Origin of the sequence: Erythrobacter alti, from assembly GCF_037996805.1 — a bacterium.
Lineage (GTDB): Bacteria > Pseudomonadota > Alphaproteobacteria > Sphingomonadales > Sphingomonadaceae > Alteraurantiacibacter > Alteraurantiacibacter alti.
This window is the reverse complement of record NZ_JBBNAX010000007.1, coordinates 297997-317565: the sequence shown is the minus strand read 5'-3', so window position 1 is coordinate 317565 and position 19569 is coordinate 297997. Positions and strand designations below refer to the sequence as shown.

Annotated in this window: 18 protein-coding genes; 11 read left to right on the top strand and 7 right to left on the bottom strand. The window is 62.1% G+C overall.

Translation table 11 applies throughout. The annotated features are described in order from the left end of the window. Nucleotides 1-8: 8 nt before the first annotated feature. The 3 genes from AAC850_RS09315 to AAC850_RS09305 form a co-directional block, all read right to left on the bottom strand. A complete protein-coding gene (locus AAC850_RS09315; protein WP_340588456.1) occupies nt 9-341 on the bottom strand; it encodes a PilZ domain-containing protein in 333 nt (110 codons plus the stop codon). Between the two features lie 110 nt (nt 342-451). Continuing rightward, nucleotides 452-931 (bottom strand): hypothetical protein, encoded by a 480-nt coding sequence (locus AAC850_RS09310; RefSeq protein ID WP_340588455.1) that lies wholly within the window; start codon nt 929-931, stop codon nt 452-454. 93 nt (nt 932-1024) lie between these two features. Then, complete coding sequence (locus AAC850_RS09305) at nt 1025-1705, bottom strand: YggS family pyridoxal phosphate-dependent enzyme (protein WP_340588454.1); 681 nt, start codon at nt 1703-1705, stop codon at nt 1025-1027. A 20-nt stretch (nt 1706-1725) separates the two neighbouring features. On the opposite strand from AAC850_RS09305, the gene AAC850_RS09300 reads away from it, so the two are divergent. Together AAC850_RS09300 and AAC850_RS09295 are read left to right on the top strand one after the other, a co-directional pair. Beyond that, nucleotides 1726-2268, top strand: coding sequence for a thiamine phosphate synthase (locus tag AAC850_RS09300; RefSeq protein ID WP_340588453.1), 543 nt, complete (start codon nt 1726-1728; stop codon nt 2266-2268). A 110-nt stretch (nt 2269-2378) separates the two neighbouring features. Next, nucleotides 2379-4730 (top strand): FtsK/SpoIIIE family DNA translocase, encoded by a 2352-nt coding sequence (locus AAC850_RS09295; RefSeq protein WP_340588452.1) that lies wholly within the window; start codon nt 2379-2381, stop codon nt 4728-4730. Nucleotides 4731-4960: 230 nt separating this feature from the next. Here the strand turns inward: AAC850_RS09295 and AAC850_RS09290 are convergent, their stop codons facing one another. After that, nucleotides 4961-6040 carry a helix-turn-helix transcriptional regulator gene (locus AAC850_RS09290; RefSeq protein ID WP_340588451.1) on the bottom strand — a complete coding sequence of 360 codons (1080 nt, stop codon included), beginning with the start codon at nt 6038-6040 and terminating at the stop codon, nt 4961-4963. A 93-nt stretch (nt 6041-6133) separates the two neighbouring features. Between AAC850_RS09290 and AAC850_RS09285 the strand changes: the two genes are divergently transcribed. The 7 genes from AAC850_RS09285 (at nt 6134) to AAC850_RS09255 (ending at nt 12547) form a co-directional block, all read left to right on the top strand. Continuing rightward, nucleotides 6134-6607, top strand: coding sequence for an ATP-dependent zinc protease family protein (locus tag AAC850_RS09285; protein WP_340588450.1), 474 nt, complete (start codon nt 6134-6136; stop codon nt 6605-6607). Beyond that, on the top strand, nt 6604-7509 hold the full coding sequence (gene rimK, locus AAC850_RS09280; RefSeq protein ID WP_340588449.1) for a 30S ribosomal protein S6--L-glutamate ligase: 906 nt from the start codon (nt 6604-6606) through the stop codon (nt 7507-7509). Before AAC850_RS09285 ends, rimK begins: the two co-directional genes overlap by 4 nt. A gap of 77 nt (nt 7510-7586) precedes the next feature. Beyond that, nucleotides 7587-8540: a hypothetical protein gene (locus AAC850_RS09275; RefSeq protein WP_340588448.1), complete on the top strand. Its 954-nt coding sequence runs from the start codon at nt 7587-7589 to the stop codon at nt 8538-8540. Next, the gene (locus tag AAC850_RS09270) at nt 8530-9702 is read left to right on the top strand and encodes a 7TM domain-containing protein (protein WP_340588447.1); all 1173 of its coding nucleotides are present in this window, start codon (nt 8530-8532) and stop codon (nt 9700-9702) included. Before AAC850_RS09275 ends, AAC850_RS09270 begins: the two co-directional genes overlap by 11 nt. Then, nucleotides 9617-10390 carry a sugar-transfer associated ATP-grasp domain-containing protein gene (locus AAC850_RS09265; protein WP_340588446.1) on the top strand — a complete coding sequence of 258 codons (774 nt, stop codon included), beginning with the start codon at nt 9617-9619 and terminating at the stop codon, nt 10388-10390. The genes AAC850_RS09270 and AAC850_RS09265 overlap by 86 nt, the downstream gene beginning before the upstream one ends. A gap of 110 nt (nt 10391-10500) precedes the next feature. After that, nucleotides 10501-11013, top strand: coding sequence for an SRPBCC family protein (locus AAC850_RS09260; RefSeq protein ID WP_340588445.1), 513 nt, complete (start codon nt 10501-10503; stop codon nt 11011-11013). A gap of 85 nt (nt 11014-11098) precedes the next feature. After that, entirely contained in the window at nt 11099-12547 is a 1449-nt protein-coding gene (locus AAC850_RS09255; RefSeq protein ID WP_340588444.1) for a helicase HerA domain-containing protein, read from the top strand. A 4-nt stretch (nt 12548-12551) separates the two neighbouring features. On the opposite strand, the gene AAC850_RS09250 is transcribed toward AAC850_RS09255, so the two are convergent. Then, nucleotides 12552-13859 (bottom strand): amidohydrolase family protein, encoded by a 1308-nt coding sequence (locus tag AAC850_RS09250; protein ID WP_340588443.1) that lies wholly within the window; start codon nt 13857-13859, stop codon nt 12552-12554. A gap of 184 nt (nt 13860-14043) precedes the next feature. Between AAC850_RS09250 and ald the strand changes: the two genes are divergently transcribed. Together ald and AAC850_RS09240 are read left to right on the top strand one after the other, a co-directional pair. After that, nucleotides 14044-15159: an alanine dehydrogenase gene (ald, locus tag AAC850_RS09245; RefSeq protein WP_340588442.1), complete on the top strand. Its 1116-nt coding sequence runs from the start codon at nt 14044-14046 to the stop codon at nt 15157-15159. Nucleotides 15160-15257: 98 nt separating this feature from the next. Further along, nucleotides 15258-16910: a GGDEF domain-containing protein gene (locus AAC850_RS09240; protein WP_340588439.1), complete on the top strand. Its 1653-nt coding sequence runs from the start codon at nt 15258-15260 to the stop codon at nt 16908-16910. Here AAC850_RS09240 and AAC850_RS09235 read toward each other — a convergent pair. Further along, nucleotides 16907-17326: an acyl-CoA thioesterase gene (locus AAC850_RS09235; RefSeq protein WP_340588438.1), complete on the bottom strand. Its 420-nt coding sequence runs from the start codon at nt 17324-17326 to the stop codon at nt 16907-16909. The genes AAC850_RS09240 and AAC850_RS09235 overlap by 4 nt on opposite strands. Continuing rightward, nucleotides 17323-19473, bottom strand: a complete 2151-nt coding sequence (locus tag AAC850_RS09230; RefSeq protein ID WP_340588437.1) for a S9 family peptidase — start codon at nt 19471-19473, stop codon at nt 17323-17325. Before AAC850_RS09230 ends, AAC850_RS09235 begins: the two co-directional genes overlap by 4 nt. Nucleotides 19474-19569 lie beyond the last annotated feature (96 nt).

Sequence of the window (19569 nt, the reverse complement as noted above, 5' to 3'; positions counted from 1 at the left end):
ACCCGCGCTTATGCAGCAGTGGCCACGATATGGTCGAAGACATAGGGGCTGAGCGGCGTTTCGAACTTGCAGCCCGCCACGTCCCTGTCCGACCAGCAGACTTCGGCATGGAGCAACTGGATCCCGGCAAAGCGCAGGTAAACCGATGTTCCGCGGGCAGGCATGTCGAGGATCGTCACCTGAAATCCGCCGGGGGTAAGATCCGCAATACGCGTCTTGCGCCATGCGCGCGCTCCGACACGGATTTCGCAATTCAAATCGACCTTGACGCGCCCGTTTTCGCGACGGTTCTCGTCGCTCTTGGGCAGCGCGCCGGCCTGATACGCTCGTGCTTCCTGCATCGACAATTCCTTGACCCTCCAGACCCGGTTATCCGGTGCTCTGGCCTGTCGATACGCGTAAAGGGTTAAGGTCCGGTTTTCCCATCATAAAATGATGGTATCTGGCGGACTTAGCGAATTCGCGCCGCGCGAAAATAGCCCGAGCGGCCTTCGAAGCGAATCTCATAGGCGCCACTCCAATGGCGGGTAATCGTGCCCACCCATCCTTCGCGAACACGGTTGCGCAAGGTCGAACCATCGCTCTCGCGCCAGAGCTGCCCGTTGTCGAGCAAGAGCACCTGCGACCGACGTGCGCCTTGCAGCACCTCGCTGACGGTTGCCGTCACCGCGACATCGTCTGCGTCACCATCATCCAGCGCGACGTCCGCCTCACGGAAACCGAATACTTCCTCGCGTTGCTCTTCCTCGCGCGCTGCCCGTTCGGCGAGGACCACCCGCTGCTCGGCATAGGTCGTATCGAAACAGGCGAGCCGCTCGGCATTGTCCTCCAGCGCGGCGCAATCGGCATAAGGATCGTCGCCGGCATGCTGCGCAAGGGCGGGCGCGCCGATCAGGAGTAATGGGGCGGCAAGGGCAAGGCGGATGGTCATGCGGATATCCCGAAGTGAAACTGTCGAACGGGATGTGCCGCGAGGATCACCCCCGCGTCAACTCAATCATGGCGGCGAAAAGCAGTTGCGCGCTCAACCACGCTCGCCGAAGAGTGCCGTACCCACGCGGATATGCGTCGCGCCGAGCATGATGGCGGTGGGGTAGTCGCCGCTCATCCCCATGCTGCGCCCGTCCAGGCCGTGGTCGTCGGCCAGCTTGGCCATCAGCGCGAAATAGGGCGCAGGCTCGATCCCGAAAGGCGGCACGCACATAAGCCCGGCGAGCGGTATCCCGGCATCGCGCGCTGCTTCCAGCAGAGCGGGCAGGTTGGCAATCGCGCAGCCGCCCTTCTGCTCCTCGTCGCCGATATTGACCTGCACGAAACACGGCACCTGCCGCCCCGCCTTGTCGAACGCCTTGGCGAGCGCTTTCACCAGGCTCGGCCGGTCGAGCGAGTGGATGCAGTCGAACAGCGCAACCGCCTCGTCGGCCTTGTTCGATTGCAACTGCCCGACAAGGTGCAGTTCGATATCGGATGCCTGTTCGCGCAGCGCCGGCCATTTGTCCTGCGCTTCCTGAACGCGGTTTTCCCCGAACACGCGCTGCCCGGCCGCGATCAGCGGCGCAATTTCCTCCGCCGGATGCGTCTTGCTGACTGCGATCAGCGTGACATCCTCGGGCTTGCGCCGCGAAATCTTGCAAGCCTTCGCAATTTCGGAATTCACGTCGGCAAGTCGAGTGGCGGGGTCGTTCGCAATGGCGCTTTGGGTCATGAGCGCGCTATAGCTTCCCCATGAGCGGTGAAAACCCCTTGCCGAACCTCTGGCTCCTGTCCGACGAGCGTAACGATGCCGGACTGGAAGCGGCGCTTGCGCGCCTGCCCACGGGGTCGGGCTTCGTTTATCGGCACTATCATCTAGGAAGAGTGGAGCGACGCGGGCGGTTCGATAAGCTCAAGGCAATTGCGCATGAACACGGGCACCGCGTCATCCTGGCGCGAGGGGATTCGGCGCAGCTTGAAGATTGGGGCGCAGACGGCCTGTATACCGGCACCGCCGAAATCGCGGGCCCGCGCCCCGAGGGATATCTCTGGCTCACCAGCGCGCACAATGGAGACGAATTGCGCGCTGCCAATGAAGCGGGAGCGGACGCCGTATTCCTGTCGCCGGTTTTCCCAACCCGCTCGCATTCGGGCGCAACAACGCTGGGCGTCTTCGGTTTCAGTGTCCTCGCCCAGCAATCGCTGATCCCGGTGATTGCGCTTGGCGGCATGACTGCAGAGCGGGCGCAGGAGCTTGGCTGGCCGCGCTGGGGCGCTATCGACGGACTGAGCTGACGACAGGACCAACCGCGCGGCGCGACCGGCAATGCGCCAGACAAACCATTTGACCCCCGAGTCCCGCTGTGGGAATCTCGGTATCGGGACGTATCGCAAGGGGAATTTGCATGGCCAGCAAGGCCAGTCAGAACGCGGATTGGAAAGCCGCCTTTCGTCGCTCGCTGGCGCGCAGTGCGCAGCTTACGGGCGCGGTCGTGCTGTTCGCCTTCACCGCGTTCCTCGCGATTGCCCTGCTCAGCTACAGCCAGACCGACCCCTCGCTCTCTACCGCTGCGGGCGACGTGGTCGACAACTGGATGGGCAAGCCCGGTGCCTTTGTCGCCGACTTGGCGCTGACTTCCTTCGGCTGGGTGTCGGTGCTGTTCCTGCCGCTGACTTATGTGTTCGCGCGCAAGTTGTGGCGCGATGCCGATGAGGAAGAACATTGGGACGGCAAATGGTGGCGCACCGTCGGCGTGCTGCTGGTGGCGATGGCGCTGCTGGCCACCACGCTCTCGCTCGTTTCCAACCCGCGCGACCATAGCTGGCCGGCCGGCTTTGGCGGGCTTGTCGGGCTGCTTGGCGAAGGCGGAATACAGGCGCTCGCGGGGCTGTTGCCCGAAGCCGCCCGTTTCTGGGCAATCCTTGGGGGCGGTATCGCCGCACTGCTGGCCGGCGCCTTGCTGGCAGGACGGGTTTTCGCGCTCGACTGGGCGAGCTTGTTGACCCTGCCCGAAATGATCAAGAACCCGCCACGCCTTTTCGCGCCTTCCAATCCGTTCAAGGCAGAGACGACGCGCAAGCAGCGCCGCCGCCCAGAACAGCTGGATGATGATGACGATGACGAGGTGGCAGAAGCTGGCTCGCCACTTGCCAAGCGGCGCGCACCCGAAATCAGCGATGCCGCGAGCCCGCCCCGGCGTGCGCGGCCCGTAACCAAGACATCGCAGAAAGACCTGTTCGCCGAATACGACCTGCCCTCGATCGACCTGCTCGAAGATGGTCCCGCCAACCAGAGCCCGGCGCTCGACAAGCTCTCGCTCGAACGCAACGCACGTCTGCTCGAAACCGTGCTCGACGATTTCAACGTCAAGGGCGAGATCACCGCGGTCAAGACCGGCCCGGTCGTGACCATGTACGAGCTGGAGCCTGCGCCCGGCATCAAGGCCAGCCGCGTGGTCGGACTGGCCGAAGATATCGCCCGCAACATGAGCGCGATCAGCGCACGTGTCGCGCCCATACCGGGCAAGACGGTAATGGGTATCGAATTGCCCAATGCCGACCGGCAAATGGTCAATTTCAAGGAGATGGTCGCCTCCGAAGCCTTCGTGAGCTCGAAAGGCGGTCTGCCGATCATCCTTGGCAAGGGAATTTCGGGCGACCCGATCGTGGCCGACCTTGCTGCCATGCCGCACTTGCTGGTGGCGGGTACCACGGGTTCGGGCAAGTCGGTTGGCCTGAACGCGATCTTGCTCAGCCTGCTGTATCGCTTCACGCCTGCAGAATGCCGCCTGATCCTGATCGATCCCAAGGTGCTCGAGCTCAAGAGCTACGACGACATCCCGCACCTGCTCGCCCCGGTGGTGACCGAACCGCACAAATCGGTGCGTTCGCTCAAATGGGCGGTCGAGGAGATGGAGCGGCGCTATCGCATGATGAGCGAGATCGGAGCGCGTAACCTCAGCGGGTTCAACGAGCGCGTCTCTGCTGCGGCAGCCAAGGGCAAACCGCTCAAGCGCACGGTGCAGACCGGCTACGACCCCGAAACGGGCGAGGCGGTGGTCGAGGAAAAGGAACTCGATTACGAAATCCTGCCGCAAATCGTGCTGATCGTGGACGAGCTGGCCGATCTGATGGTCACCGTCGGCAAGGAAATCGAGGTGCTGATCCAGCGCCTGTCGCAAAAGAGCCGCGCGGCTGGCATCCACCTGATCATGGCGACGCAGCGCCCTTCGGTCGATGTCATCACCGGCGTCATCAAGGCAAACCTGCCCACCCGCATCAGCTTCAACGTCACCAGCCGCATCGACAGCCGCACGATCCTGGGCGAACAGGGCGCCGAACAATTGCTCGGCAAGGGCGATATGCTGTTCAAGCCCAATACCGGTGCGCTCAAGCGCGTTCACGGTCCTTTCGTGTCGGATGAAGAGGTAGAGAAGGTTGCCGATCACTGGCGCGGACAGGGTTCGCCCGCCTATGTCGACAGCGTGACCGAGGAGCCGGAAGATGGCGGTGGGTTAAGTTTCGAGGACGAATTAACCGCATCGGATAATCCGGAAGAACGCAAATACCGCCAGGCTTGCCAGATCGTGGTCGAGAACCAGAAGGCGAGCGGCAGCTGGCTGCAACGCCAGATGGGCGTTGGCTACAACACGGCGGCCAAGTGGATCGAGCGCATGGAAAGCGAAGGGCTGGTCGGCCCGGCGAACCATGTCGGCCGCCGCGAGATTTTCCGCGACCGTGATGGCAATCCGCTGTAACCAAAAGATTTTCACACCCCACCCGATTGGGTGGTGTCACGTTTGCCCTTCCCCGCTAATCCGTCGTCAAGGATCGATTGCGACCCGCCGGTTCCACCATGAACCGGATCGATCCTTAAAGCTGCCGCCGGGTGTTCCCGATCGGTCCGGCAGGTGTGGGGGCAACGGGAATGGGGGGCCGGTCCGCACGATGCGGGCCGGTCAATCCCCACGCTCCTTTCCGGTGAAAATCAACCGAGATTGCTGAGATCGTTGGCGCGGGCAGCCTCGACAAGCTTCTGCGCGCCGGGATGCCCGGTCTTGGCGCAAATGTTCTTGACGTGCCAGCGCGCCGTTTCGACCGAAATGCCCAGAATTTGTGCGGCTTGCGGAACCGTGTCGGTCTGCGCGAGCGAATCGAGCACCAGCGCTTCTTTCGGCGTCAGGCCGAAGCTTTCGCCAAATATCGCAAAGTCATGCTGCCCCGCCGAAACTTCGCGCGCAATCGTCAGGAAGACCTGGTCGCTGCCGGCGCAATACCAGGCGATGGCCGGAGGTACAGGATCAAAGCGGAACGATGCCGACCCATGCCGCAGGGTCGTGCTGATACCCTGCCGAGCCCGCTCTGCCGCGTGTCTGATCGCAGCCATGATTTCGCGATTGCCGCACACCAGACGTCCGCCGGCGATCTCGCACTTGCCGAAGCGGTACTGTGAACCCGGCTCGCCACCCGCGAGCAGGTGGAGGTCGAGTGACGGATCGAGCAGGCCGTACAAGATATCGCTTCCGCCGCGATCATCCGCAAGGGCCCGCGTAACGCGAAGGCTATTGCGCATCGCCGCATCGAGTGCGGGCAGCAATTCGCGCAGTTTGGCGGCTTCGTTCCTGCCGAAGAATTCCTGCGAAAAGCCGCGTTGCAGGCTGATTGTGCGGCGCCCCATCTCCAGATCGTTGCTGATGACGCCGAATACCGAATCGGCAATATCGCCCGCTCTGCTTATCGCGTCGAAATACTCGGTTTTCGCAATACTGCTGTTGGGCACCAGCGCCTGCCCCAGCCGCGTCTCGCCCACCGGCACCCGCATGGAGGGCGCAGCGCGCGGGTCAAACCGGTTGTAATGATGATTGTAGGACCGGGCGACATCCTCATCGATATTGAAGGTACAGGAATAGGAGTAGCTTCCGGCATCGTTGCCGCCGAGGAGGATACCGCGGATGCCTCCCATACTCGCGGCGACCTGCTTCAGGACATCGGTCCAGGCGGTATCGCCGAAGGCTGCCGCTTCGCAAGTCCGTTTGACCGCTTCGACTGATGTTTGCGAACCCTTCATTTCCCGGCAGCCTAGCGCGGCTCGCACTTTTGTGAAACCCCGCCGGAATCGGCACTGGAAGCGCGCACAAAGGTGCTCTAATCCTTGCCGAAGATGACAACCAGAGACAAACCGAATGCAAAGCAGCGATTGCGTACCGTCGGCTGGCGCGAGCTGGTCGCGTTGCCCGAATTGGGCTTGCACGGCATTCCTGCCAAGATTGACAGCGGCGCGCGCACTTCCTCGCTCCACGCCGATATTCTCGAAGAATTCGAACGCGACGGTGAAAAGTTCGTGCGCTTTTGCGTCGATTGGGGCGGAGAGCGGCACCATTGCGAAGCAGTGCATGTCGATATCCGCGGCATCACCAGTTCGAACGGACAAACGCAGCGCCGCTATGTCATCAAAACCCCGTTGAAGATTGGCAAGCTTACATTTCGCGCGGAGATCAGCCTGGCAAACCGATCGGAAATGAAATTCCCCATCCTCATCGGTCGTTCGTCGCTTCGGCGGCGTTTCCTCGTCGATTCAGGCCATTCCTGGCTGCAAACTCCCGGCATGGGGCCGGCCAAAGGACAAAAACAATGAAAATCGCAATGCTGGCTCGCAACCCCAACCTCTATTCGCACAAGAGGCTTGTCGAAGCAGCCGAGGAGCGCGGACATACGCTCGACATCCTCAACACCACGCGCTGCACGGTGAATATCGCCAGCCATCGCCCGACAATTACCTATAATGGCGAGACAATTTCGGGGTACGAGGCGGTGATACCGCGTATCGGTGCATCGATCACCAATTACGGCCTCGCGGTGCTGCGCCAGTTTGAAATGGCAGGCGTCTGGCCGCTGAACGAGAGCGTCGCCATCGGCCGCAGCCGGGACAAGCTGCGCTCGATGCAGATCCTGGCAAAGCACGGCCTGGGCCTGCCGCTGACCGCCTATGCCAACGATCCCAAGCAGGCAGAGGAAATCATCAAGGCGGTCAACGGCCCGCCGGTGGTCATCAAGCTGCTCGAAGGCACGCAGGGCATCGGCGTGGTGCTGGCCGAAACGATGAGCAGCGCCAAGTCGGTGATCGAGGCGTTTCGCGGCGCAAACGTCAACATCCTGGTGCAGGAATTCATCAAGGAAGCGGGCGGCACCGATATTCGCGCGCTCGTCGTCGGCGGCAAGGTCGTTGCCGCGATGAAACGCACCGGTGCGGCTGACGATTTCCGCTCCAACCTGCACCGTGGCGGCAGTGCACAAGTCATCAAGATAACGCCCGAGGAACGCTCCACCGCCGTACGCGCCGCCAAGCACATGGGACTGAACGTATGCGGCGTCGACATGTTACGGTCCAACCACGGCCCGGTCTTGATGGAAGTCAACTCCTCGCCCGGCCTCGAAGGTGTCGAGAAGGCGACCGGCATCGATGTGGCCGGAAAGATCATTACTTTCCTGGAAGATAACGCAAAAGCGGGGAAGACAAAGACGCGCGGCAAGGGCTGACGAGCAGCCGCAAATGTAAATTCCTGCGTTTTAGGGTTAGCGTTTCGTAAACCACCACCTGCGTAGAAGCCCTGAGCATGATCGGGGTCAAAACTCTTCGCGCCATCAACGCCATGCGTTGGGCTGCCTGCACCGGCTTTGCTGCCGCGCTTCTGCATGTCCCTTCAGCGGCGCAGGATGATGCATCGGGCTGGTCGCTTGATCCCTATGCCCGCGCCGAGATCGGCGTGGTGCTGTCAGAAAGCGAAGACCGTGATGACGAGCTGATCATCAATGGCAATGGCGGCTATTTGCGCGGACAATTCGGCGTCACCATTGGCGACGATGTCACCGAGGTGCGGCTCGAAGCCGACCGCATCGAAGTCGAACGGTTTGGCTCTGCCACCGGGCGCGACAGCTTCAACCGCGACCGCCTGACCGCATCCATCACGCAAAAACTCGATGATGACTGGGAAATCGAACTGCGCGCTCGCATGTACGATGACCTGGTCTCAGTTGAATTTGTCGATACCGATGAATTCCAGGCTTCCGTGCAACTCGAATACGAACCCGAGCGCGCGCACCGCTTCCAGCTTCGCGCCACCTGGCGGGACCGCGAATATGACGATGGCGACGGCCCCGGCGGCACATCGACGCATGGTGAAGGCGTGCGCGTGGACGCGGGCTACCGCCACCGCATGGGACGCTATCACTATATCAATTTCGACCTGCGCACCGAGGATATTAGTTCCGACAACCCGCAGCGTGGCTATTCGCGCGATTCGGTCAGCGCGTCTTACACCCGCCCGATCACATCCGATCTGCGTGTCCGCCCTGCGCTGGAGCTGCGGCAGACATCTTTCGACGGGCGACTGACGCCCGGCAATGAACTGCGCGAGGACACGCAGATCGTGCCGGAATTCGAATTGCTTTGGTGGCCGGGTAGCTGGCGGATCGAAGCCGAGGCCAAGTATATTTTCGCCGACAGCAACGACCCGGTGCGCGACCGGCGCGGCTATCGCTTCAGCCTGAGTGTCGGCCATGTCTTTTAGAATGCTGCGCATGTGGCGCTTGAGCCGCTGGCGCAAGCTCCGAAAAGTTCTCTCCAAGGCTACTCCGCAGGTCAAGCGCCCGGCGCTGATCGGTGCCGGCGTGATCGGCATTATCCTGCTGCTGGCCTTCCTCGGTGTCGCCAACACCAACGATCCGTTCCAGATGCCGTCCTCGCTCGGAAAGCGTGCGGTATCTTACGCCGTCTGGGGAATGAAGCCGTCCAACCTGCTGATGGCGCTGCCGATCGGGGCGTTCCTCGTGGTGCTGGCGCGCAGCTTCGTCGGCATGAAGGCTTTCGGCCTGTTTACACCCATGCTGATCGCTATCGCCTTCCTCCAGATCGGACCGATTTTCGGACCGGTCGTGCTGATTTCGGCAGTTGGCGTCGGGATGATTGCAGCACCGGCCCTGCTCAAGCTGCGCATGACCCGCGTCGGCTTTCTTGGCGTGCTGATTTCCTTCGTGGTGTTCGTGCTGGCGGGCCTGCAGGTGTTGCTCGACACCGAATTGCAGGTCGATGCCTTCCCCGTCGTGGTGACCGCGCTGGTGGTCGAACGCTGGCACCGCCAGTGGGAGAAAGACGGGGCCAAGGAAGCCGCCAACATCGCGTTCCAGACGCTCATCCTCGCGCTGCTGATCCAGTTTGTCATGGTCAGCCACGTCGCGCTTACGCTGATCGAGATTTCACCGCTGGTGCTGCCCGGCTTTGCCGGTCTCGCGATTGCCCTGCTGGGTCGATATCGCGGCTTGCGCATGTCGGAAATCAAACGTTTCGCCCCTATCTGGCTTGAAGGAAGACGCAATGGCAAGCTTCTCACATCTCTTGACGAGCGTGATGAAATCGCACGCGAAAACGACGAGCATCCGGAAGCCATCATTCCCAAAGTCGATATCCCCGTTCTTCCGCGGCCGGCCTTCGGCAACGGCTGGAACATCAAGACTCAAACCGCCTTCGCAAGGCTCGCCCTCGGTGCCGCAGGCCGGGGATTTGGACGAGATCCTGGGAATCAACCTGCGCAATTCGATCATCGCGAAATACAATCCGCGCTGGGCAATCGAGGAAGCGCGCGACAAGGTGGCGGCGAAAGTGGCGCTGAACGCTGGCGGGGTCGTAACTACCGGAACGATATGCGTCATCTCCAGCTATGGGGATCTGCTTGAATTCGACCCGGTCCGCGACCTGCCGGACAGCTGGGCGATCAAGCCGGCACGCGGTAGCCAAGGCGACGGCATCCTGCTGGCGCTACGGCGCGAAGGGAATGACTGGTTCAAGGGATCGGGCACTAGGCTTACCCCCGGAGACGTGATGCATCACGTACGCCGCATCGTCGATGGCGGCTTCTCCGGTGATTCCGCAGCCGAGGATGCTGCGCTGATCGAGCCGCTCATCCGGGCCGATCCGCGTATCACGAAACTGGTGCCGGAAGGCCTGCCCGACGTGCGCGTCATTTCGCTGCGCGAACATCCGCTGATGGCGATGATGCGCATCCCGACCAACGCTTCGGACGGCAAGGCCAATTTGCACCAGCGCGCCATCGGGGCGGCGGTGGATATCGAGACAGGTATCATCACCAGGGCCATGTGTGTCGGACACGAACTCACCCATCATCCGGATTCCGGCGCACTGCTGATCGGATTCCAGGTGCCCGAATGGGACAAGGTTCTGGAAATGAGCTCCAAATGCAGCGCCGCCATCGGCCTTGGTTATCTCGGCGTCGATATCATTCTCGACGAGAACGATGGTCCGATGATCCTGGAGGTCAATGCCCACCCCGGTATCGAGATCCAGAACATCAACCAGAAGGGCCTGCGCCGCGCGATGGCGCTGGCGGGCGAGAAGTTCGACTGAATCGCGCTATTGCGCGCCGCGTGAGCGTAAGCGCCGCATTAACCCTCTTTGCGCAATCACCCTTAAGTGCGCGCCCTTATGCCGGAGGGTGATGCAATGAGGGAATGACCATGTTCGGATTATTCGGGTCAAAGCCCGCTCCCGAGGGACCGGCGCAATTCGAGGCGGTTGCCGACGTGGATTGCTCCGCCGAAACCATGTTCGGCCTGCTCGACTTGGCCGATGCGCGGTACTGGAAACGCAATGTCGGCTCGGTAGAGAATGTCGCCAAGGGCCGCTTCCGCCTGCATGTCGACATGGTACCCGACCATGCCTTCACCGTGGTCGTGACCGACGCGGAACCCGCCCGGCTCTATGCTTTTGATAGCCAGGCAACGCCCCGCCTCGGACGGCTCGTGCAAACGCACGAACGCTACGAGATCGTGCCGACTGGTGACGATGCTTGCCAGATTCGTCTCCTCGTGAAAGCGCAATTCGAGATCGGCATGACCATGCGCGAGTGGAAACGCGAATGCGAGATGACGGGAATCGGTGTCGCCAACGCGCTCACGAAACTCAAAATCCACGCGGAAATGGGCGTCGAGGCAATCCGCGGGATCGAGGAAATCCAGCGCGCCGCGTGATATCGACGGTCATTTCCAAACACATCGCTGGATAAGCGTCAACGCGAGCTAGGCTGCAGCGCAGGCTTCGCTTATCGCTTGGCAAGTGACCACCCAGATCGAAATCGGCAAGGACGCGCACGGCACGCCGGTGCCTATCGACGTCGAGGAATTGCTCGCCACGCGCCTGCTGGTGCAGGGCAATTCGGGCAGCGGCAAATCGCACCTGCTGCGACGGCTGCTCGAACAGAGCGCGGGCCTCGTGCAGCAAGTGGTGATCGATCCCGAGGGTGACTTCACCTCGCTCGCCGATCATTTCGACCATGTGGTGATCGAGGGGGCGAGCTATTCGCCGCGCGAGATCGAGGCGCTGGCAGGCCGTATCCGGCAGCACCGCGCCTCCGTCGTGCTGGCGCTGGAGGATCTGGAAGTGGAACAGCAAATCCGCTGCACGGCGCAGTTCCTCACCGCGCTGTTCGATGCTCCGCGCGAACACTGGTACCCGGCGCTGGTGGTGGTGGATGAAGCGCAGATGTTCGCGCCCTCTGCGGCAGGTGAAATGGCCGAAGACACGCGCCGCATGACGCTGGCCGCGATGACCAACCTCATGTGCCGTGGGCGCAAGCGCGGGCTGGCCGGGATCGTCGCCACGCAGCGACTTGCCAAGCTTGCCAAAAACGTCGCGGCCGAAGCCAGCAATTTCCTGATGGGGCGCACTTTTCTCGATATCGATATGCAACGCGCGGCAGACCTGCTGGGCATGGATCGCAAACAGGCGGAGCGTATCCGCGACCTGCAGCGCGGGCACTTCCTCGGGCTTGGTCCGGCAGTCAGTCGCCGCCCGGTGGCGGTGCATATCGGTCCGGTCAAATCGGGCGGAAAGAATGGCGCGAGCGCGCTTACCCCGCTGCCGCAGGCCGATGCCGAGGAAATGGGCGCGCTGCTCCATGCCGAACTTGCCGAAGAGGCTGCGGAAACCGTGCACCGTCCGCCACCACCTGCGCCGCCGCCGCCTCCCGATGTCGATGCGCTGGCCGAGACCTTGGCGGCAAGGGCCGAAACCGTGCCGCCCAAGCCTGCTTCTGCCGATGCCGCCACATCGGGCAGTGTCGAGGATGTGCTGCGCGAACTGGCAGCAGAAGAAGGCGCAAGTTTCCGCCCCGCAGCAACGCTGTTTCGCGACTTTGCCACCCGCTGCCGCACGCGCGGCATTGCCTCGGCCCATATCGACATGCCCGCATTCCGCCGCCAATTCGCCTTTGCCAGCGCCGGGATCGACCGGCTGGACGAGGCGCAACGCGCCGCCATCGAACGCATGGCGCAGGGCGTGGCAGACGATGTGCTTGCGCCCTATCTCGCGATCGTCATCGCTGCTGCCGAAGGCAAGCGGGCGCCGGATGAAGACCACCTTGCCCGAGTCTACGGCACCGCCTCACCCGGCCGCATCCGCCGCCTGCTCGAACATCTCGAGAAGACCGGACTGATTTCGGTGCACGAAGATTTCGGCGGCGAACGCACGATCACCGTGCCGGGCATCGAGGACGTGATGGCATAGCGCGCTATTCGCGCGGAACCTCCACACCATCGGCAAAGACATGAGCCACTGCCTCAAGCGCAGCGAGGTCACGCGTCGGATCGCCTTCCACCAGCAGCAGATCGGCTTCGTAACCGGGAGCAATCCGTCCGGTGCGACTTTCGATTCCGAGGGCATGGGCGTTGTTCCAGGTCGCCGCAGCCAGCACGCCGGGAAGCGAGACGCCGCATTCGTGCAGTCGCCGCAACTCCATCATGAACATATCCCCCTCGCCGCTGAAATCGGTGCCCGCGCTGATCGGCACGCCCGCGCGCCATGCTTCACCCGTGGCTCGGCACGCCCAGTCGCGCAGCGCCAGCATGGGCGGCGGCAAATCGCGCCCTTGCGCCAGCGCCATGTCGCCATCGGCCACCAGCGAGGGATCGAGCATGATCCTGTTTGCGCTCATGACGGCGAACAATTGCAGATAAAATGGTCCTGTCGGATCGCGCTCTGTGAAAGGGATAGTCGGAACGTATTCACCAATTCCTTGCGCGAAGTTATCCGGCAGTCCCGTGTCGTCCATGGACGCGAGGCCTTTGGTATGAATTATCTGGTCTGGCCGCGCCGCAACAACATCGGCGGCGTTGGCGGGGAAGATGACCGAATGCATCCACACCTGTATCCCCTGCGCATGCGCCTCGCGTGTGAGAGCGATCAGCAAATCGGGTTCGAGAGACGCATAGACCTTGATACCGCTCGCCCCGGTGGCGCGCGCTTCGGCGATGATCGTAGGCAGGTCGCTGTCGGCAGTCACCGCGCGCATCCAGGGCGCATCGCCCGGCTCATATCCCTGCGAAGAGAACACCGCGCGCGGATCGCCCATCAATTCCGGGCCGGCAATCAGCGCGGAATAGACCAGTTCGGGCAGCACACGCTCACCGGCAATGCGTTGCCGCTCAAGCTCGGCCAGCGGGCGGGCATCGCCTGCAAGGTCGCGCACGCTGGTAATGCCCATCGCCAGCATACCTTCCAGCACGGCCGCCGCATCGGCATTGCCGGTGAGATGGATATGCGAGTTTATAAGCCCCGGAAGCAGCGTGTGGCCGCGCCCGTCGATGATGCGCGCACCCGCTGGCGCACTGTTTTCGCTTGCTGGTTCGATCGAAACGATACGTCCATCGGCTATCGTGACATCTTGCGCTGCAATTACCCTTCCCTCGGGTGCACCGAAGACATCCACCGCTGTGAAGAGGGTCACATCGCTATATTGTGCGGAATGATCTGGCGTGCTGGCACAGGCTGACAATGCAAGAAGCAGCGGTGCAGTTGCAGTCATGTATTTGCGAGACATGAACAAATCCCCCTTCGCCCATCATGCGCGTTCGGCAACCGGTTGCCAAGCGGGCGCTACCGGGGTCCGGCGTTGAAGGCTGCCCTTGCCCGATGTATCTCGTCAAAAGACTCCGGTCGCACGGGATTGCGCCGGAAAAGTTTCAACTGTAACGGCTTTCCCAGCCCTCAGACAGGAGATTCCCATGCGCATCGGTTGCCCTCGCGAAATCAAGAACCGTGAATATCGTGTCGGCCTGACACCCGAAAGTGCGGGTGAGCTGGTCGCCAATGGCCACGAGGTATGGGTCGAGGCCGGGGCAGGCGAAGGCATCGGTGCATTCGACAGCCATTATACCGAACGCGGCGCGAAGGTCGTCGCATCGGTCGAGGACATTTTCGCGCAATGCGAGATGATCGTGAAGGTGAAGGAACCGCAGCCTGAGGAAATCGCCCGGCTGCGCGAAGGCCAGGTGCTCTACACCTATCTCCACCTCGCTCCCGATCCCGAACAGACCGAAGGACTGGTCAAGTCAGGCTGCACTGCCATCGCCTATGAAACCGTCACCGGCCGCCATGGCGGCTTGCCGCTGCTGACGCCGATGAGCCAGGTCGCTGGCCGCATGAGCATCCAGGCGGGCGCCACGGCGCTCGAAAAAGCGCATGGCGGACGCGGCGTGCTGCTGGGCGGCGTACCGGGCGTGATGCCGGGCAAGGTCGTCATCATCGGCGGCGGCGTGGTCGGTTTCAATGCCGCGCAAATGTCTGCCGGACTGGGCGCTGATACGGTCATTATGGACCTTGATCCCATGGTGCTTGAAAAAGTCGGCACCCATTTCGAAGCCCGCGCGAGCACCCGCTTCGCTTCCAAGGCCAATGTCGAGGAAGCCGTTGCCGAAGCCGATATGGTCGTTGGCGCGGTTCTTGTCCCCGGCGCTGCTGCGCCCAAGCTCGTCAGCCGCGAGATGCTCAAGACAATGAAGCCTGGCGCAGTGCTGGTGGATGTCGCGATCGACCAGGGTGGCTGTTTCGAAACGAGCAAGCCCACCACGCATGACGATCCGACCTACGTCATTGACGATATTGTGCACTATTGCGTGGCCAACATGCCCGGCGCGGTCAGCCGCACCAGCACCTATGCACTCAACAACGTGACTCTTCCCCATGCCCTGAGGATCGCCAATCTGGGCTGGAAAGAAGCGATGCGCGCCGACCCGCATCTGGCACAAGGCCTGAACGTCCATGCCGGGCGAGTTACCTATCCGGCGGTGGCAAGCGAGCTGGGTTACGATCTGCTGCCAATTTCAGAGGCAATTGCCTGAATTTGCGGGAATTAACCTGTTCGCAGTAACATTCGCTTAATCCGTCTCTCATGTGGCGGGTATTTGTGGGAATATTAATGCCCCTGATGGGCGCTTTTATGGCGGTATTTCTGCCTGCGCAGGCCTATGCTCAGGACACGCGATGCCATGCGGCGATGCCGACAGGGATGGCCGTAACCGATCTGCCTGCAGCCCAGCTTGATTGGCATTGCGATGAATCCGACCCCGACCTGACGGTAACGTCCACGGTCCTGCGTTTTCAGGCGGAGGACCCGGATGTGCGGTTCTTCCAGGCTCGCATCGGCAAGTTTTCCAACATCACCTTGCTTTCAATAGGCGCAGACGGTGCGCAGGAATCGCGGGCATGGCGTGCGTCCGAGATCGATCCGCTAATCAGCGACCGGCTGTTTGCTCTTCCTTTGCCCATTACGGGGACAGAAGCTTCCACTCATTACGCAGTGTTCGAACGCGTCAACCATCCCTCCACTGTCACGCAGGCAGAGCTGGTCGTAGCAACGGGAGAGAATGCCAGCGGCAATCTCGCAGGGATCCTGCTCGTTGCGATCATCGTCGGCTTCCTCCTCCTGCCGATCCTGATCGACCTCGCCTTCTACCGCGTATTGCGCGCGCGCTTCCTGCTGTGGCACGCGGGGCTGGCATTCAGCATGGCGATCTATGTCATGAGCAGCGGCATCATCGTCGCCTTCGTTCCACTGACCGTGTCGCAACTCAGCTTCCTGTCGGTCGTCGCATTCAGCGCGGTATGCATCACGTGCCTGATGTTTTTCAGCCGCTTCGTCGAGCCGGACCGAATCAGTCCGCAATTGCGGCAATTGCTGGCGCTCGGCGCGGCGCTCATCGCCATGGTGACGATCGTTCGCCTCGTGGGCATGGAAGCGCTGCGGCCCTATGCGGTAAAGCTGTATTTTGCCGCATTCCTGCCGATCCTCATCCTGATGGCGTGGGGCATGATCGAAGGCGCGCGCAATGGCAGCAGGGCTGTGTGGTTTCAGATCGTCGCCTGGACCCCCTTGCTGCTGCTCGGCCTTGTCCGCATCTTCTCCATGGTGGTGACACAAGTGCCCTACATTGAAGGAAGCTGGATCTTCCGCGTCGGCGCGGCTTTCGAGGTCGTGGTGACTGCGCTGGGCGTGGTTGACCGTGTGGTCGCGATCAAGCGGCAGCGCGATACCGCGCAGGCACACGCCGCAATCCTCGAGAGCGAGGCAGAGCGCGATGCCCTTACCGGCCTGTATAACCGCCGCTCGATTGAATCGCGCTTCGCAGCCTTGGCGCAGGACGGCTTTGATACCGTCGCAGTGCTCGATCTCGATCACTTCAAGCAGATCAATGATGATTTCGGCCACGGCGTGGGCGATGATGCCCTGCGAGCGGTTGCCGTGGCGCTAGAGCCCGATGAAGATACTCGCGTCATCCGGCTGGGCGGCGAGGAATTCGCCATCATCCTGCGTGGCAAGAAGCCCGTAGAACGCGCCGAACGACGCAGGCAGGCCATTCCCCGCCAGGTTGCCGCCATCACGCAGGTCAATCGCCCGGTTACAGCCAGCATGGGCGTGGTTCACGCGCCCGACGGCGAGCACTCGTTCGAGACGCTCTACCGGCTGGCCGACAAGCTGCTCTATGAAGCCAAGGTCAACGGACGCAACCGCATGTTGAGCGAGCGGCTGAAGGTTTTCGACCCGCGCCAACGCGATGATCGGCGCGGTTCCGACCGCCGCGCAGCTGCCTAGTCGGGTTTGCTCCAGCCGCTTTCAGGCATGAACGGTGCGGCAACCTCGCCCGGCACACGCATCAGCTTGCCGCTCGCCTTGGCCATCATCGCCCACGTCGTCTTGGCGCGCACCAGTTCCTTGCCGCTGGCATCGGTGAAGCTGAAATGCCGGTTGAAACGCGGGCCGCGCGGCGCTTCGCGGATCACGGTTTCGCCGGTCACCTGCTCGCCTTCGGCAATGTTGCCGCGATAATCGATCTCGTGCCGCAGCACGAGCCAGACGAACTGGTCGATATGCTCGGGCAGCGCCTGCGCTTCCCAATGCGCGCCCGACAGATCCTCCATCCAGCGCAGCCAGACGGTGTTGTTGACGTGCCCGTTCATGTCGATGTGTTCAGGTAGCGCGGTGAATGTCAGGGAGTAACTGTTGCTCAATTCTCGACACCCAACTGCCACAGGATGAAGGCCACTTCTTCGGCCGTTTCGCGCAGCCCCTCGAACCGGCCGGAGCGGCCGCCGTGGCCGGCACCCATATTGGTTTTCAGCAGCAGGATATTGTCGTCGGTCTTGAGTTCGCGCAGCTTGGCGACCCACTTTGCTGGCTCCCAATAGGTGACGCGGGGATCGTTGAGCCCGGCGGTCACCAGCATCGGCGGATACTCCTGCGCCACCACCTGATCGTAGGGCGAATAGCTCAATATATGGGTGAAGGCGGCCTTGCTCTCGATCGGGTTGCCCCATTCGGGCCATTCGCCCGGTGTGAGCGGGAGCGTGTCATCAAGCATGGTGCCCAGCACATCGACAAAGGGCACATGCGCCACGACTGCGCCGAACAGTTCGGGCGCCTGGTTGATCACCGCGCCCATCAGCTCGCCGCCAGCCGATCCGCCGCTGGCCGAGATCCTGCCTTCGCCGGTCAACCCGCGCTCCACCAGCGCCCGCCCGACATCGACAAAGTCATTGAACGTATTGGTGCGCGCATCCAGCTTGCCTTGCAGATACCAGTTGCGCCCCAGATCATCCCCGCCGCGGATATGCGCGATGGCATAGGCAACGCCGCGATCGACGAGCGAGAGGCGCGTCGTCGAAAAGCCCGGCGGAACGGCATAGCCATATGCGCCATAGGCATAGAGGTGCAGCGGGCCACCCGGCTCCCGGTCGCTGCGGTAGAGGATGCTGACCGGCACCATCGCCCCGTCACGCGCCCGCACATTGATCCGCTCGACCGTGTAGAGCGAGGGATCGAAGCCGCTGGGAATCTCCTGCACCTTGAGCGTTTCCAGCTCGCCCGATGCGACGTGGTAATCGAACACCGTGTCGGGTGTGATCGGGCTTTCGTAACCCAGCCGTAGCTTGTCCATCGCCCATTCGGGGTTGTTGCCTAGCCCCGCCGAATAGGCGCTTTCGGGAAAGGCAATCGTCTCGATCCGCGAAGGATCGTCGTAATAGCGGATTTGCACCTGGTCGAGGCCAGCGAGCCGCCCTTCGGTGACGTAGAAATCGCGGAACAGGTCGATATCGGTGAGGTAGAACTCGTCCGACCCGGCGATCAGCGTGGTCCATTCGGCGGGACGGTCCATCGGTGCGGTGGCGAGGCGGAAATTGACGTGGTTGTCATTGGTCAGGATGAACAGCTTATCGCCGCGCACGTCGACATCATATTCAACGCCTGTCTCCCGCGCGCGTACCAGCAGCGGCTCGGCCAGCGGGTCGGATGCGGGCAGCAGGCGCACCTCGCTGGTCTCATTGTCGCCCGTCGAGATGATCAGCCATTCGCGGTTGGAGGAAAGGCCCGGCGAAGCGGTGAAGCCCAACTGCTCCTCGTGATAGATCTGCATATCCTCGCCGCTATCGCCGATACGGTGGGCAAAGATGCGGTCCACCCGCCATTGCTCGTTCGCACGGCCATAGACGATCACCGCATCGTCCGCTGTCCAGATCAGGGAGGAATTGATGTTCTCGATCCGGTCGGGCAGCAGTTCACCGCTTTCCAGGTCCTTGATGAACGCGGTGTAGAATTCGCCGCCCGTCGTATCGGTCGAATAGGCGAGATAGCGCCCGTTCTCGCTCACCGAGAGCGCGCCGAGGCTGAAATATTCAAGCCCATCGGCAAGCGCGGGCCCATCGAGGATCAGTTCGCGATCCTGGCTGCCGACCGGACGGCGGTAATATTTGCGATACTGCCCGCCCGTTTCGAACTCGGACCAGTATTCATAATCGCCATCGCGCTGCGGGACGGTGGCATCGTCTTCCTTGATGCGCGCGCGCATTTCGGTGAACAGCTCTTCCACCAGTTCCTGCTGGCCCGCCATCTGCGTTTCGAAATAGCTGTTCTCGGCACGCAGGTATTGCAGCACGTCCTCGTCATCGATCTTGGGATAGCTCTGGTCGCGCAGCCAGTGATACGGGTCGGAGATCGTGATGCCGTGGCGAGTATAGCTGTGCTCACGCTCTTCGGCGCGCGGCGGCTGGATGCTGGTATCGTAGTTCAAGGGATCGCTTTCGGTTTGCTGGGCGAGCGTCGGTTGCGAGGTAACGGTACAGAGCGTGGCGGCAAGGATCATCGTACTGAAAAAGCGCATCGCGTGTCCTCTGGCAGGCTCGTCTTGCCCCGCCACGGCTGGAAAGCTGTGCGGCAAAGGACTATGTCGGGGCTCTATTACCGAATGAAACCAGTT

Coding starts and splice junctions, on each gene's coding strand:
- AAC850_RS09260 (WP_340588445.1), top strand. CDS start 10,501: ATGTTCGGATTATTCGGGTCAAAGCCCGCTCCCGAGGGACCGGCGCAA.
- AAC850_RS09300 (WP_340588453.1), top strand. CDS start 1,726: ATGAGCGGTGAAAACCCCTTGCCGAACCTCTGGCTCCTGTCCGACGAG.
- AAC850_RS09230 (WP_340588437.1), bottom strand. CDS start 19,473: ATGCGCTTTTTCAGTACGATGATCCTTGCCGCCACGCTCTGTACCGTT.
- ald (WP_340588442.1), top strand. CDS start 14,044: ATGCGCATCGGTTGCCCTCGCGAAATCAAGAACCGTGAATATCGTGTC.
- AAC850_RS09295 (WP_340588452.1), top strand. CDS start 2,379: ATGGCCAGCAAGGCCAGTCAGAACGCGGATTGGAAAGCCGCCTTTCGT.
- rimK (WP_340588449.1), top strand. CDS start 6,604: ATGAAAATCGCAATGCTGGCTCGCAACCCCAACCTCTATTCGCACAAG.
- AAC850_RS09305 (WP_340588454.1), bottom strand. CDS start 1,705: ATGACCCAAAGCGCCATTGCGAACGACCCCGCCACTCGACTTGCCGAC.
- AAC850_RS09290 (WP_340588451.1), bottom strand. CDS start 6,040: ATGAAGGGTTCGCAAACATCAGTCGAAGCGGTCAAACGGACTTGCGAA.
- AAC850_RS09240 (WP_340588439.1), top strand. CDS start 15,258: ATGGCGGTATTTCTGCCTGCGCAGGCCTATGCTCAGGACACGCGATGC.
- AAC850_RS09270 (WP_340588447.1), top strand. CDS start 8,530: ATGTCTTTTAGAATGCTGCGCATGTGGCGCTTGAGCCGCTGGCGCAAG.
- AAC850_RS09285 (WP_340588450.1), top strand. CDS start 6,134: ATGACAACCAGAGACAAACCGAATGCAAAGCAGCGATTGCGTACCGTC.
- AAC850_RS09315 (WP_340588456.1), bottom strand. CDS start 341: ATGCAGGAAGCACGAGCGTATCAGGCCGGCGCGCTGCCCAAGAGCGAC.
- AAC850_RS09250 (WP_340588443.1), bottom strand. CDS start 13,859: ATGTCTCGCAAATACATGACTGCAACTGCACCGCTGCTTCTTGCATTG.
- AAC850_RS09275 (WP_340588448.1), top strand. CDS start 7,587: ATGATCGGGGTCAAAACTCTTCGCGCCATCAACGCCATGCGTTGGGCT.
- AAC850_RS09310 (WP_340588455.1), bottom strand. CDS start 931: ATGACCATCCGCCTTGCCCTTGCCGCCCCATTACTCCTGATCGGCGCG.